Raw genomic sequence first — 14,306 nt, forward strand, 5'->3', positions numbered from 1 at the left:
AATAGGTGGTTATGGTAGTGAATGACTCCGATAGAAATGGTCGCTTAATCAATGATCTAGCTGCATCTTCAAAATACGCGATTTACGATTGGTATCTAAACTTGAAAACACAAGTTTTTGAGTGTGACAGTCAGGTAAAAGCGCTACTCGTGGGAGATGGCACGAGTAATTTGACCGCTCGAACGCTATTTCGGCTTTTACCCAAGCCACAGCAGGTTATTGTCAAAGAGGCGTTTCAAACGGCCATTAACAGTCAAGAACGCACCTATGCCCATTGCTGTCTATTCACTGAACCTCACCTGTTTGCCTATGTCGAAATCGCTATTGACAGCATTAGCGCTCATGAATTGAGGGGAACATTGTCACCTTGCCTCATTTTGCCAACCGAACATGAAGCCGCCGATCTGTTTTATGCGTTATTTGAAAATGCTCATCACGGAATTCTCGTCACTGATAGCGACACTAGAATCCTTGCCTGCAATCACTACTTTGAAACGTTGACGGGGTACTTACGCAATGAGTTGGTCGGGCTACGCACGCAGATCTTCAATGCGGGTGAACACAGCGAAGCATATTACCAAGAGATGTGGACACAAGTTCATGAGCAAGGATTCTGGAAAGGCATCATTTTGTCTCGTCATGCCAACGGCGAAGCTTTTCCCCACGAACTGACGATTCAAAAGATTCATTTTACTGATGGTCAGGTCTATTACGTTGGCTTCTCCTCTGATCTTTCCAGTGAACTCGAGCGGCTTGAAGATTTAGAGTCGGGTGGAGTTGATCTGCTGACCCAACTGCCCAGCAAGGAGGTATTTCTCTCCCGTTTAAAAGAGTATTGCTCCGATACTGACCCACTAAGAGGCGTCGTGGTACTAGCGATTCAGCCGAAGTTCAAACCAAACTCTGCGCAGGAAACGAAGCGCCAATTCGCGAGTTACCTCAAAGACAATAGCCATGTTCTCGCAAGTGGTTATCTAGGCAGTGATTGCTTCGTTGTGTGCTTAGCCGTTGATGTGCAGTTGTCCCAGCAGGTTGCAAGTGACATCGGGCGGTCAATTACCCAACTGTTTCAAAGTTTTAAGCACGCCCAAGCATCGGTCGCATTGGCGCTTAAAGCTGGAGTCACTGGGGTGTCAGTGTGGAATGTAGATGCAACTCAGCCGAACCAGTTGGTATCTCATGCCTACCAAGCTCTGTTAGAGCTTCATTCGGGTCAAACGCGACGAATAAATTTCTATGATCGAGAAATTCATCGTCAGGTGGAGCGTAAGAAACTGCTTGAACACCATGTTTTACATAGCCTTGAGCAAGGGAAAGTGGATGTCTATTTCCAACCGATTGTTGATATTCAGCGTCGTCGGATCGACAAGTTTGAAGCCTTGTGCCGTTTTCCACATAGCGACGAGTTTGAAGCGTCAACTCAAGAGTTAGTCGAAGTGGTTGAAGAGTTAGACAAGGTTGTTGAACTTGATGATCTGGTCTTGCTGTCGGCCCTTGAGCAATTACCAGAATTGCAGAAAAAATTTGGTGAGCATGTGGCGGTCTCGGTCAATCGTTCACTGAGAAGTACCATAGAGCTGAGCGATATCCTGCAACGAGCAGCGATTATTCTAGATAAACAGAAGATGGATCCTGAATTACTGACGCTCGAATTTACGGAAAGCGCTTTTTTTCGCAGCAATAGCCACAATAAACATTTGCTGGGTTTGCTTCGTGACGCGGGCGTACAAATCGCTGTGGATGATTTTGGTACCGGTTGCGCGTCATTTAAATATTTAAAAGAGAGTTACTTCGATATTCTCAAAATTGATCGTGAATTTATCCAACACCTGTCGTTACAAACACGGCAATACGAAATTGTTGTCGCTTTAATTCAGCTCGCGAAACGCCTTAACTTAAAAGTGATAGCAGAGGGTGTAGAAACCCAACAAGAGTTAGATGTGTTGTATGATCTTGGTGTCGAATTCGTTCAGGGTTATTACTTTTCAAAACCGTTACCCTTAGCTGAACTGACTTCTATCAATCACTTATTTCAACAAGATGAGAGTGAGGTTCAAGCCTCTCCTAGCTCAATAATCCACCTTGCGCATTCTACACATCATATTGATCCTGGAGAGCCACTGTCGCTGATTTATCAATACTTTTCTGATACAGAAGTGGACTACTTGCCTATCATAGAAGATAAGATTTGTGTCGGATATATCGATCGACCAAGCATGAACCTGCATTTGACATCCAACATGGGTACTGACCATGAATCGACTAAGGAGCATGCATACTGGAACAAACCTGCTAACCGCATTATGTTGCCGGTTATCACTGAAATTGATTGGCATACCCCACAAGCTAAGGTAGCGAGTCTCGTCAAACAAAATAGGCCGTTCCCTTGGTGTTTGGTGGATGAGTATGGTCATTTTAAAGGTTTAGTTGGCCCACTAGCCGCGCTTAGCTTTCTTGCTAATAATAAATCTGTCACTTAGTTGAGTTTGTTCTAACTTTAATATTAGGGATTGCTCAACGATAGGATGAGTCTATGTACAGGGAGTTAGGCTCCGTACGTGATTTTAAGGCAGACGAGCAGATAACGAGTACGCAACTTGAATGGCAGTGGGATACTGAGCATCATCAATTGCAAATTGATGAAGATTTGTGCCGCCAACTGCTGAATTCAGACCTTCCAACTTTAACGGGCAACGTACTACTGCCTTGCATGAGCTATCACGATCAAACGGAACTGTTAGCGTTATTGGCTCAAGCATGTAAATACCAGAGCAAACATCGTTTTTGTTGTTGTCTACAACTTAGTGATGATCAGTGCTGCTATGCAGAGTTAAGTTTTCGTGGTGAAAGCCACAGGCTTGTAATTGGAACCCTGACTCCGCTACTGTTTGTTCATGCGACGACATCAACGTTAAGTGCTCTATTTGAACAACTGTTTAATAACCCTCATCACGGTGTCGTTTTGGCAGACGAACAGCGTAACATCGTGGTGTGCAATGATTACTTCCTAGAACACGCCAGTTACAGTAACCAACAATTGGTTGGTCGACCAATGGATCTGCTAAATTCGGACAAGCACAGCGGGAGCTTTTATCAGAAGATATGGCAGCAAGTCGACACGGAGGGCAGTTGGTCTGGTGTCGTTCTTATTCAATCATCTCGCGGTAAAACCTATCCTCAAGACTTAACCTTACAGAAAATTATCCTTGTCGAGGGAATATTCTATCTTGGTGTATACCTTGATCTTTCCAACAACCTTTACCGGATTGCCGACGTTGAACTGGGGGGCGTTGAGTTGCTCACTCAATTGCCAACTGAAAAGCAGTTTGTTCGCTCCATTACCCAGCAATGGATGGAGAGTGCTGAACCCAATATCCATATGGTGGTCGCCTTTCGTCCAAGTTTTGGTCAGGTTGATGATTTTGAACTCAAGTCGATGCTGTCTGAGCATCTTACCAACAACAAGGTTGCTAAGTTTGTGGGCTATTTAGGTAGTAACCATTTCGTCGCTTGCTTAGAGTGTGACAAGGTCACGGGGCCCGCTCAGATACGGATGATTCATCAGACCATACGCCGTTTCTTTGCCTCTCTCAATCAGTCGGCAGGCAGAACCATACACAGTGCCATCATTAACGGTAGTGTCGGGGTTTCTGTATTAGGCCACGATACCCATAACCCTAAGTTGCTGGTCTCTCATGCGGTACAGGCGATGCTGGAACAAACCTCAGAGCAGCGCGGACAGATTACTTTTTACCATGGCGCTTTACACAAAGAGGTTTTACGGCGCAAAGAACTGGAAGAGTGGGCCGAGAAACTGATCCGTACGCAAAATATAGAAGTCTATTATCAGCCAATCATAGATGTAAAAAATTGGGATATTGTGAAGTTTGAGGCGCTTAGTCGTTTTAAAGCGAATAACGGTAAGATTCTTAATACCCAAGAAATGGTGATGATAGCGGAAGACCTTGATTTGGTGTCGGATCTAGATTGGTGCGTGGGTAAGAAAGCACTGCATGATTTGAATATTATTCAGGAACGTTTTGGTCACCAACTAGGTGTAACCATTAATCGTTCGTTAAACACTAAGCTAGAAGTGGATGAAGTACTACGCAGCGCTGATTCTCTCATTCATCAATATGCGAATAGACCAGAGACGGTCACCATAGAATTAACGGAAAGTGCCTATTTCGATAGTGAATCTCGACAGTCATCGTTAATCCGTAATATACGTCGGAGAGGGGTGAGTGTTGCGATCGATGACTTCGGCACCGGTTACAGCTCTTTTGCTTACCTCAGTGATTGCAACTTCGATATTCTCAAGATTGACCGTGAGTTTGTGAAGGACCTTAAACATGGGACACACAAATTCTTTATCGTAAAAATGATCACCCAACTGGCACATACGCTGAATGTAAAAGTGGTAGCGGAGGGCGTTGAGACGCTTGATGAGCTGAAAGTGGTGTGCGGTTTAGGCGTGGACTATATCCAGGGGTACTTTTTCTCTAAACCATTGCCTTTAGAGCAATTAGAAAATGCATGGGGTTATTACGATAGACTGGAATCGTTCCTATCAGGCTCAGATCACGCAAGGCAGTCTGGGATACTGAGTATCACTCAGATTCATATCCCGAGTCTTGCTCCCAATGACAACATCGAAAGGGCGAGAGCCCTGTTGAACTCTGATCAATACCGCATCGATTTCATCCCTATCCTAGATCGAAAAATGTGCGTTGGTGTCGTTGGACGAGAAGAGCTCAATTACCATTTGTCACCGACATTAGGGACAAAACTTGAAACCAGCAAAGATTTGTCGATTTGCAAAAAAACACTCAACCGAGTGATGCGAACCAATCTCCATACTATTCGGCATCAGACACCGCTTAGCGAGATTTCTGACATCATCAAATCGGGCATCAAACCTCCTTGGCTGGTGGTGAATGATTCGGGAGAGTATTTGGGCATCGTCACCAATCAAGACATTTTAGAACATTTCGCCAATGGCTAAAATTGTTCAGTCTGCTATTATCCGCATCCAAATACTCACTTAATTGAATTACACTATGGTTCAGCAACTTCTTGCCGTTTTCGCGCCTATGTTGTTAGGGGCGCAGCTTATTCTCACACTGATCTTAGTTAAAGGCGATATCTGTCCAGGTCAAAGAGGTCGCATTCATAAAATGCTTCCAACCTTGGCGATTCTTTGGCTTGCGGTCTCTTCATTGCGTATTGAAGCCATGATGGTTGTGTTCGCAATTGCTTACTTTTATACCCAAGTTCAAACCAAGAAAACCCGCGATCAAGGTCCGCTTTGGGTGATGTACCTTGCGAATGGCTTAGCGTTAGCCTATGTCGGTATAGAAGTGACGACGCAAAGTTCTCTCGCTGCCAGCCTGAGTGTTTTGATCCAAGTATTCCTTTTAGGGGCAATCTTGGCTCATCTGCTGCTGACCATTGCTCGTACTCGCTTACAGGCGTTTCATAGAATATTGCCAGTGACAGGTGTTGTTGCGGCAATGCTGATGAGTTTGGCCTTATTGCTCAAGGCTTCTGGTTTACCTGCTGAGACATTAACCAACATTACTCAGCCGCTACTGGTTGGTCTGGCACTACTTATTACCGCGGTGGTCATTTGGTGCTGGCACATGTTGACGTCAAAAGAGATAAATAAAATGCAACTGGCGACGGCGCTGGCATTTTTACTTATTTCAGCGACCTCAAACCAAGCAATGTTAATGCTGTAAGTTTGTTGGCCTGCTTCGACAAAGATTAGAGCTAAATCACTTCAATTCCCTCCGTTTAGGTCTAGGCTTAGAAAGCGAGTGTGCAAAAGGAGAGGGTGATGGATCTTAGTAATGCCGGCAGCTTTGACAGCATAATTCTACTAGGTATTGTCAACGAAAAGCTGCGCTTGGAATGTGACTCTTTTGAAGAGTTAGTCAGCATGTATGAAATGGATGTCGAAGCGGTGATAGGTAAACTGGATATGCTAGGTTACAACTATGACCCACTGACAAACCAGTTTAAATCGTACCAAAGATAACGATAAAGGAGGCGAAGGCCTCCTTTTTTGTTCCCGCTAAACTGTTTTTATACCGTCTAAATGGCTTTGAGATTGTAGACGGGCAGTATTAAAAAATGCCTGTAGGTAACGCTTATCCCTATCTGAATGCCGTATGGCGGCGAATAGCCGTCTCCATAAACCCTTCCCCAGCGGGATGCTGGCAATCAGTCCCTGTCTCGAAAATTCACTGATGGCCCAGTTAGGCAATGCGGCAACCCCAAGACCAGCAGAGACCATCTGGATCAGCATCAGAGTATTGTCAGCCTGCTTCCACTTTGCTGGTTCTACATTGGCGGGGTGCAAAAAGTGTTTAACGACATCCAATCGGTTCTTCTGAACAGGATAAGAGAGCATTGTTTGATCGGCTAAATCCTGTGGCTCAATCGAAGGTTTTTGTGCCAAGGGATGGGAAATCGACGTCACCAACCGCATTTCGAAGTCAAATAGAGGCTCGTAATGGACTTCTGATCTTGGTTGAATGTCGGAGGTAATCACCAAATCCAACTCGCCTGCGAGTAGCGCAGGTAATGGTTCGAAGCCAAATCCTGACGAAAAATCGAGCGTCACGCTTGGCCAAGCAAGTTGATACTCCTTGAGCGCAGGCATCAGCCATTGAAAGCAAGAATGGCACTCAATCGCCATGTGTAGCCGACCATTTACGTCCTCTTTGAGACTGGCTATCTCGTTCTCAGCTTTGGCGACGCGAGGTAATACCTCATCGGCGAGCTTTAAAAAAATCTCGCCTTCGGAGGTGAACTTAACTGGACGCGTTTTACGCAGAAAGAGTTGACCACCAATCCTCGCTTCAAGATCTTTTATCTGATGAGACAGTGCGGACTGAGTTAAATGGAGAGTCGTGGCAGTCGCGGTCAGCGAACCAGTGTCTCGCAGTGTTGTTAGCGTACGGAGATGTTTTAGCTCGACCATGAATTCCCTTCAGATTAGATGTCATTCGCATGAATTATATTAACCTAGCTTGTTTTTTTGGGTGTGTAAACATCTAGATGGCTAAAAATGAAATTCCAATCTCTATGAGCCCTTTGTGATAAGGCAAACGCCATCATGAAGAAATTTAATAAACAAGTTGAATATTTGGAGATTGTTGTCGTGAAGATTTAGCGAGATAGTTTAGCCATCCAGACATCTTAATGATGTTGTGAATGCACAAACAGACGCTAGAAACAGAATCAAAAGGAATCACGACATGACAACAACGACACACATTCTTGGCTACCCGCGAATTGGTGAAAAACGCGAACTGAAATTTGCACTCGAAAAATACTGGCGCGGAGAAATTGATCAGGCTGAACTGAAACAAGTGGGTTCAACACTGCGTCATAATAACTGGTTGACCCAAGCAGAGGCTGGGCTGGATTTTGTATCGGCAGGGGATTTTGCTTGGTATGACCACGTTCTGACGACCACTTTGCTTCTTGGTCATGTACCTAAGCGTCATCGAGACGGATTCCCTGATCTTGATACACTTTTTAAGGTCGGACGAGGTCAATCTCAGGCAAGTTGCGGATGTAGCGGTCATGCGGCGTCAGATATGACTAAATGGTTCAACACTAACTACCACTACATCGTACCTGAGTTCAGCAAGGATGACAGTTTTGAAGTAAGCTGGCCCCAGCTGTTTGAAGAAGTGAATGAAGCGGTTAAAGCGGGTCACAACGTCAAACCTGTGCTGCTTGGCCCATTGAGCTACCTCTACTTAGGTAAAGAAGTGGAAGAAGGTTTTGACCGTTTGTCTCTGCTTCCTCGCCTGTTAACGGCTTATCAAGCTATCTTGGCAAAACTTGCCAAGCAAGGCGTTGAGTGGGTACAGATCGATGAGCCGATCTTAGCACTTGAACTGGATAAAGCATGGCAAGACTCGTTCAAACTGGCCTATCAGGTGATTCGTAGTGACGTTAAAGTATTGCTTACTACCTATTTTGATTCGGTCGTTGATACGCTTGATAAGATTACTGAGCTGCAAGTAGATGGCTTACATATCGATTTATCCGCGGCTCCAGAACAGCTAGATGTTGTGGCGAAAAATCTACCAGAAAACTGGATTTTATCTGCGGGTGTGGTCAATGGTCGTAATGTATGGCGTGCCGATCTCAGTACACAGCTTGCTTTATTGCAACCAGTGAAAGAGACACTCGGAGAGAGACTTTGGGTGGCAACGTCATGCTCACTGTTACACAGCCCTGTTGACTTAGAGCTAGAGTCAAACCTGAGTGATGAGGTCGCTAGCTGGTTTGCTTTTGCCAAACAGAAGGTGACGGAAGTGGCTTTGTTGGGTAAAGCTTTAGATGGTGATCATGAGGCGATCTTGGCGTGTGATACGTACAGTGCGCCAATTCAAGCGCGTAAGAGCGCGACGCACGTTAACAAACCACAGGTGCAAGCCCGCCTCAATAAGATTACAAAGTCTTTGTCAGAGCGTAGTGCGCCCTATGTGGAGCGCGCCGCGCATCAGAGTGAAGTCTTAGGTTTGCCGCTTTTCCCTACGACCACGATAGGCTCGTTTCCACAAACAAGCGAAATTCGAGTACAACGCAGCGCTTATCGAACGGGGAAACTGTCTGAGGCTGAGTACCACCAAGCGCTAAAAGGTCATATCGCTGATGCAGTGAAGCGACAAGAAGCGCTAGATCTTGATGTACTGGTACACGGTGAAGCTGAACGCAATGATATGGTTGAGTACTTTGCTGAGAATCTAGCGGGCTTCCAGACCACTCAATTTGGTTGGGTACAAAGCTATGGTTCACGTTGTGTTAAGCCGGCCATCGTTGTTGCCGATATTGAGCGCGAAAAACCCATTACCGTTGAATGGTCGACTTATGCACAATCATTAACATCGAAACAGATGAAAGGGATGTTAACGGGGCCTGTGACCATTCTATGTTGGACGTTTCCGCGTGAGGACATCTCGCGTAAACAGATTGCTGAGCAATTGGCACTTGCGCTGCGTGATGAAGTCTCTGATCTACAAGAGGCGGGTATTAACATTATTCAGATCGATGAGCCTGCAATTCGTGAAGGCTTACCGCTTAAAAAGCGTGACCATAAAGCGTATCTTGAATGGGCGGTTGATGCGTTTAAGATTTCAGCGGCTAGTGCCAAACCAGAGACTCAGATCCACACCCACATGTGTTATTCAGAATTTAACGAAATCATTGATTCTGTCGCAGCGTTGGATGCCGACGTGATCACCATTGAAACGTCGCGCTCAAATATGGAGCTTCTGAAAGCATTTGAAGAGTTTAATTACCCGAATGAGATTGGCCCAGGCGTGTATGACATTCACTCGCCTAACATTCCTAGTAAAGAGTGGATTGAAGGCTTGATTAACAAAGCCGCTGATAAAATTCCGGCTCAACGTCTATGGGTAAATCCAGATTGTGGTCTTAAAACACGTAACTGGAAAGAGACGGAAGCGTCACTCGCGAACATGGTTCTTGCTGCTAAGGAGCTGCGAAAAACCTACCAGTCATAAAATTATCCTTAAAAACTAATAATGCCGACCTCAGGTCGGCATTATTGTTTTAACTGGTTTAAATCGCTTCACCATTGACTGAAACCGCAACATCAATATTGCCACGAACAGCGTTTGAATATGGGCAGACTTGATGAGCCACTTTCACTAATTCAAGTGCTTGCTCCTGCGGTAGCTCTAACGTTGCCGCTAAACTTACCGTTAATGCAAAACCACCTTGTTGGTTCGGGCCAATACCCACTTGAGCTGTCACAGGTGCTGATTTCAAGGCAACTTTTGCTTCTCGCGCAACGTGAAGAATGGCGTTAGAAAAACAGGCAGAGTAACCGGCTGCGAATAATTGTTCTGGGTTAGTGGCAAGACCGGAACCGCCCATCTCTTTAGGGTAAGAAAGCTCTAAATCCAATAAACCATCGTCTGTTTTAACTTGACCATTACGGCCTGCCAATGCTGTTGCTTGAGTTTGGTATAACGTCGTCATGCTGAAAATCCTTAATTTAAGTTGCGTGCAATCTAATTGTTAGCAATCTTATATCGAAAGTTATGTTGAATGCAAGTATATTGTGCGCAATTTATTTTTTGGGGTGTATCATGTCTTACTGCGAAAGTGACAATTCATTAAGTGCAGAACAGAGTCTTTTACTCGACAATCAAATCTGTTTTCCACTTTATAGCGCCGCTAATGCGGTGATCCGTACCTATAGGCCACTACTTGAAAACTTAGAGCTTACCTATTCGCAGTATCTGGTGATGATGGTGTTGTGGGAGAGTGATGGTATCAGTGTTAAGGATCTCGGTAGTCGATTACACCTAGATTCAGGTACCTTAACGCCGCTTCTTAAACGCCTAGAAAGCAAAGGGTTTGTTATACGTGGACGTAGCGAGCAAGATGAACGAGTACGAGTACTAAAACTGACTGACTCTGGAGCCAATTTAAAGCAGCAAGCATTGCAGATTCCAGTACAAATGAAGTGCAAAATCCCACTCGAACTTGAAGAACTCATCGTACTAAAAAACCTGTGTGAAAAGGTACTGAAAACTCTAGAGGATTAGGTTTCCTCAGTGATTAAGGCAACGATAAAGATAGTGAGTTCGTAAGAGGAATATATGATAGAAACATCACGACTGATCCTACGCCAGTGGCGTGAGTCTGATAGAGAGCCCTATCGCCGATTAAATGCAGATCCACAAGTGATGCGCTATTTCCCCTCACGCCTCACTAGCGAGCAAAGTGATTCGCAGCTAGACATTTTGCGTCAACTAATCAATCGAAACGGGTGGGGATTTTGGGCGCTGGAGATCAAACAGACCCAAGAGTTTATCGGCTTCGTTGGCCTGCATCAGCAAGCAGAAGATAGTGGAATCCCCAATGCACCACTGGTTGAGATTGGCTGGCGACTTGATGTCCGTCACTGGGGGAAAGGCTACGCCCCCGAAGCGGCTTGTGCGGCGTTAGATTATGCGTTCAGGCAACTTAACCTTGAACAGGTTTATTCATTTACGGCTTTGACTAATTTTCCCTCGCAAAGAGTGATGGAAAAAATAGGTATGCTCAACACTGGGCAAGATTTTGACCACCCGAAATTGCCGGCTGGTCATGAGCTTAAGCGCCATTGCCTATATAGAATGACGCGTGAACAGTGGCGACTAACTGATTCGATTGTCACCAGTACTGTAGGCGATGGTCTGACTGATCTCGGTTAAGCTGCGACCACTCTCTTGTTGCCAGTGACAAAAGGCTAGGTTGGCAGCTTGGAGTGAGCGCTTTGTATCCCGTCCACCTTCAATGATTTTGAAGTTGCGTAAATAACTTTCGACATCACCCGATAAAATAAAAGTATCCACTCCCATTTGGCGTAAGCTGTAGGGGCCAGTATTTCCTCCCAATCGATTACCGTGCTTTTTGAGATAACTCCATAGACCAGTGATATCTTCACTCGGCCAGTCAGCGACCATGTTTGCGAACGTACCATGCTCCAATGCTGCCTCATGAATCATTTGCGCATTGGCCTGTATCGACCTGACTTTAGCGTGATGGCGAATGATGCTTGGATCTGCGGCTTTATTGTCCCATTGCTCATCAGACAGCATCAATAAGGGCTCAATTTTAAAACCAAAGAATGCTTGCTCGAAGTTGGGCCATTTATTGCGGACTACTTTCCAAGAGATGCCACTCTGAAACACCTTCATACTTAATGCAGACAACCAACGGTCATCACCGATTTGCCGCAGTTGCTCGGCAGATAACGGGCGAGATAGCAAGGATTCCAATTGCCGTTCACCACCTTTACGCTGAGCCGCTCGATGGTAAATGTCATCAAATTTTTCCAAAGCCAATGTGATCTTCTCCTTTAATAAATGCGCTTCTGACCAGAGCAAAACACAAGTTAACCGCTCAATGACATAGTAGCGCCACAAGGCATTAAAGTCTGCGCAAAAAATAGGAGTTCAAAGAATGAAAAATTTATGGCTAACGCTTGCGGTGAGTATTTTTGTTTCTGGTTGCCAAATTAACCGTGTCGAAGGTGAGTATCGCGATGTTGAAGTTAAGGTTTCGAATAAAGAGTCATCATCAAGCTCCGACTCAAATTCAACCTTCTGTCCGCCAGGTCAAGCTAAGAAAGGACGCTGCTAGCGGGGCGTTGAAAGCGAAAAAGCCAGAGCAGTGTCGCTCTGGCTTTCGCTTATATTTTCAAGTTTAAAGTGTGAGTAGGTAGTTGACCAACTGGCTGTACTCTTCGAAGCTGCCGATCTGTTCTGTTTTAACGAGATACTTATTGTTGACCACAACCCCTGGCACGCCAGTTAGCGTGCTCTTGTTGAACTGTTTATCAAAGCCACGTTGCATTGAATTAACGACGAAACTGTTATACGCAGAATCGAATTTTTCACCAGCGATACCATTGTCAACAAACACTTGGCGAAGAGCTTGCTCATCTTTAGGAGGAGCTTTCAGTTCATGGATCTGCTTAAACATAGCGGGGACCATGGTTTCCTCGGCATCTAGTGCAACCATAGTGGCGTATGATTTTGCCATAGGCACAGCCATGTCGTTCCCCATGAAGGCAACGTGTACTTTTTCTAGCTTTGTGTCCTCGGGAAGGCTCGCTTTCAACTGGTTAATCACGGGCTCGAAGTTGTAACAATGCGGGCAGTAGAAGGAGAAGAACTCGGTTACTTTCGGGGTTGATGATTTTGGTTCTTCCAACACTTTGTAGTGAGTGCCTTGTTCAAATTGCGCAGCATTTACTGCAAGCGAAAATATCAAAGTAGTGAAGAAGAATAATATTTTTTTCATTGCTTATTCCTAATGAATTCAATAAGTAAATAGATAGATTGCCTAACAGTGAGAGGCAGGAAAATTGAATCTAGGTTTAAGCGATAGGAGGACGAAATAAGGTTTTTGAACGCGTGATAGCCTTGCCAATATCATCAAGATAGCGAGGGGTCAGCATCGGTATTTCTTGAACACCGATAGAAATAGACTGCGTCGTTGGTAACTTGAGCAGGCAGATTGAAGCACAGCAATGATGACCGGAAGCTTGGCTATAGCTCCCTAGTTTAGGGCATTGAACAGGGTGGATCTGATAGTGGTTTTTACTGCTGTCTAAGGATAAAAATGTTGATTCAGCGTTAGATTCGCTAGCTTGCACGCTCACGATAGCGCTGCTTAAGAGCAGAGCCAATGTAACGATGAATGCGATCGTGATAGAGCGACTAACCAACAACAATTTGATCCTAATTAACTGATGGTGTGAAGCTTAACGGATTTTCTCAGCAATAGAAATCTCCCTTGACCTAGGTTGGGGTGGAGTTAACATCCCGACAAAAAATACGGAACTTATTCAATAGGTTAAGTTCGGTTACGTAAACGCTCACTGAGAGACAATCTTTGTGCATGAGAGGGATGTTTGGCTTGGTATAGGTTGATCAGATTGCCCGCTAACATCAGTAATGCGCCAGCCAGAAGTGAGATTTGGAATTCTTCTGCATAGAGAACAACGCCTACCAGAGCGATAACAGGTAAACGCAAAAAATCCATCGTTACTACGATGGAAACATCGGCTAATTGAAGTGCTTTGGTCATACAGTAGTGGGCGGAGAGTGCTGTCACCCCAATAATGGCAAGCCAAAGCCATTGGCTGCCTACGGGAAATTGCCAATAAGGAACGGCGAGTGAGAAACTCACTGGTAACTGAATTAAACACATCAAAAACAATATCGTTAGGGGGTGCTCTGTGCGGGCAAGGGATTTTGTTGATGAGTGAGATACGGCGTAGCAAACGGCCGACGCAAGCACGATTAATGCCGCGGGAGTCACGATTTCAAATCCTGGTTTGACGATGAAAAGCACGCCAGCAAATCCCAAAGTCATAGCGACGAGTTTACGCTTGGTGAGTTGCTCTGCTAAAAATAGTGCAGCAATAATCGCTGTCCACAGAGGGACGGTAAATTCAATGGCAAATACTTGAGCAAGAGGAAGTAATCCAATGCCAATAAACCACCCGTATTGACCTGCGAAGTGAAAGAGATTCCGAACCGTATGAAGCTTTAGCCGCTTGGTATAAATTAAGTGCTGTTGCTGAGTGACTAAGATGACGATTGATATGATCGTTAGTGCTATCAAACCACGGAAAAACAAAACCTGAAAAGTACCGAGCTGCCCACTTAACTCTCTTGCGCCAACGGCCATCAAGCAGAAAGAGAACAAGGTGCCAAGCATCCATGTGGCTGATCGAATAACGATATTACTCT

14 protein-coding genes are annotated in these 14,306 nt (G+C 45.1%); 8 read left to right on the forward strand and 6 right to left on the reverse strand.

Annotation, left to right across the window (positions count from 1 at the left end):
• Positions 1–11: 11 nt before the first annotated feature.
• The 4 genes from ACQEXP_RS04870 (at position 12) to ACQEXP_RS04885 (ending at position 6,040) form a co-directional block, all read left to right on the forward strand.
• Positions 12–2,480 (forward strand): EAL domain-containing protein, encoded by a 2,469-nt coding sequence (locus tag ACQEXP_RS04870; protein WP_426968507.1) that lies wholly within the window; start codon positions 12–14, stop codon positions 2,478–2,480.
• Positions 2,481–2,533: 53 nt separating this feature from the next.
• A complete protein-coding gene (locus ACQEXP_RS04875; protein ID WP_426968509.1) occupies positions 2,534–5,005 on the forward strand; it encodes an EAL domain-containing protein in 2,472 nt (823 codons plus the stop codon).
• A 55-nt stretch (positions 5,006–5,060) separates the two neighbouring features.
• A complete protein-coding gene (locus ACQEXP_RS04880; protein WP_269375928.1) occupies positions 5,061–5,741 on the forward strand; it encodes a hypothetical protein in 681 nt (226 codons plus the stop codon).
• Positions 5,742–5,839: 98 nt separating this feature from the next.
• Complete coding sequence (locus ACQEXP_RS04885; RefSeq protein ID WP_426968511.1) at positions 5,840–6,040, forward strand: DUF4250 domain-containing protein; 201 nt, start codon at positions 5,840–5,842, stop codon at positions 6,038–6,040.
• A 36-nt stretch (positions 6,041–6,076) separates the two neighbouring features.
• On the opposite strand, the gene ACQEXP_RS04890 is transcribed toward ACQEXP_RS04885, so the two are convergent.
• Positions 6,077–6,988, reverse strand: coding sequence for a LysR substrate-binding domain-containing protein (locus ACQEXP_RS04890; RefSeq protein ID WP_269375927.1), 912 nt, complete (start codon positions 6,986–6,988; stop codon positions 6,077–6,079).
• Positions 6,989–7,265: 277 nt separating this feature from the next.
• Here ACQEXP_RS04890 and metE point away from each other — a divergent pair, with 277 nt between their 5' ends.
• Positions 7,266–9,551: a 5-methyltetrahydropteroyltriglutamate--homocysteine S-methyltransferase gene (gene metE, locus ACQEXP_RS04895; protein ID WP_426968513.1), complete on the forward strand. Its 2,286-nt coding sequence runs from the start codon at positions 7,266–7,268 to the stop codon at positions 9,549–9,551.
• A 58-nt stretch (positions 9,552–9,609) separates the two neighbouring features.
• Here metE and ACQEXP_RS04900 read toward each other — a convergent pair whose 3' ends face one another.
• Positions 9,610–10,032 (reverse strand): organic hydroperoxide resistance protein, encoded by a 423-nt coding sequence (locus tag ACQEXP_RS04900; protein ID WP_269375925.1) that lies wholly within the window; start codon positions 10,030–10,032, stop codon positions 9,610–9,612.
• A gap of 110 nt (positions 10,033–10,142) precedes the next feature.
• Here ACQEXP_RS04900 and ACQEXP_RS04905 point away from each other — a divergent pair, with 110 nt between their 5' ends.
• The gene (locus ACQEXP_RS04905) at positions 10,143–10,604 is read left to right on the forward strand and encodes a MarR family winged helix-turn-helix transcriptional regulator (protein ID WP_426968515.1); all 462 of its coding nucleotides are present in this window, start codon (positions 10,143–10,145) and stop codon (positions 10,602–10,604) included.
• Between the two features lie 54 nt (positions 10,605–10,658).
• On the forward strand, positions 10,659–11,255 hold the full coding sequence (locus ACQEXP_RS04910) for a GNAT family N-acetyltransferase (RefSeq protein ID WP_426968517.1): 597 nt from the start codon (positions 10,659–10,661) through the stop codon (positions 11,253–11,255).
• Here ACQEXP_RS04910 and ACQEXP_RS04915 read toward each other — a convergent pair.
• The gene (locus tag ACQEXP_RS04915; protein ID WP_426968519.1) at positions 11,199–11,888 is read right to left on the reverse strand and encodes a DNA-3-methyladenine glycosylase I; all 690 of its coding nucleotides are present in this window, start codon (positions 11,886–11,888) and stop codon (positions 11,199–11,201) included. The two genes, ACQEXP_RS04910 and ACQEXP_RS04915, sit on opposite strands and share 57 nt — an antisense overlap.
• Before the next feature lie 118 nt (positions 11,889–12,006).
• Here ACQEXP_RS04915 and ACQEXP_RS04920 point away from each other — a divergent pair, with 118 nt between their 5' ends.
• Complete coding sequence (locus ACQEXP_RS04920) at positions 12,007–12,186, forward strand: hypothetical protein (protein ID WP_138973277.1); 180 nt, start codon at positions 12,007–12,009, stop codon at positions 12,184–12,186.
• A 63-nt stretch (positions 12,187–12,249) separates the two neighbouring features.
• On the opposite strand, the gene ACQEXP_RS04925 is transcribed toward ACQEXP_RS04920, so the two are convergent.
• The 3 genes from ACQEXP_RS04925 to ACQEXP_RS04935 all read right to left on the reverse strand — a co-directional run bounded on the left by ACQEXP_RS04925 (position 12,250) and on the right by ACQEXP_RS04935 (position 14,274).
• Complete coding sequence (locus tag ACQEXP_RS04925) at positions 12,250–12,849, reverse strand: thiol:disulfide interchange protein DsbA/DsbL (protein ID WP_269375921.1); 600 nt, start codon at positions 12,847–12,849, stop codon at positions 12,250–12,252.
• Positions 12,850–12,925: 76 nt separating this feature from the next.
• Positions 12,926–13,210, reverse strand: a complete 285-nt coding sequence (locus ACQEXP_RS04930) for a hypothetical protein (RefSeq protein ID WP_426968522.1) — start codon at positions 13,208–13,210, stop codon at positions 12,926–12,928.
• A gap of 194 nt (positions 13,211–13,404) precedes the next feature.
• A complete protein-coding gene (locus tag ACQEXP_RS04935) occupies positions 13,405–14,274 on the reverse strand; it encodes a DMT family transporter (RefSeq protein ID WP_426968524.1) in 870 nt (289 codons plus the stop codon).
• Positions 14,275–14,306: the final 32 nt, after the last annotated feature.

The organism is Vibrio sp. TRT 1302, assembly GCF_050113875.1.
Taxonomy (GTDB): domain Bacteria; phylum Pseudomonadota; class Gammaproteobacteria; order Enterobacterales; family Vibrionaceae; genus Vibrio.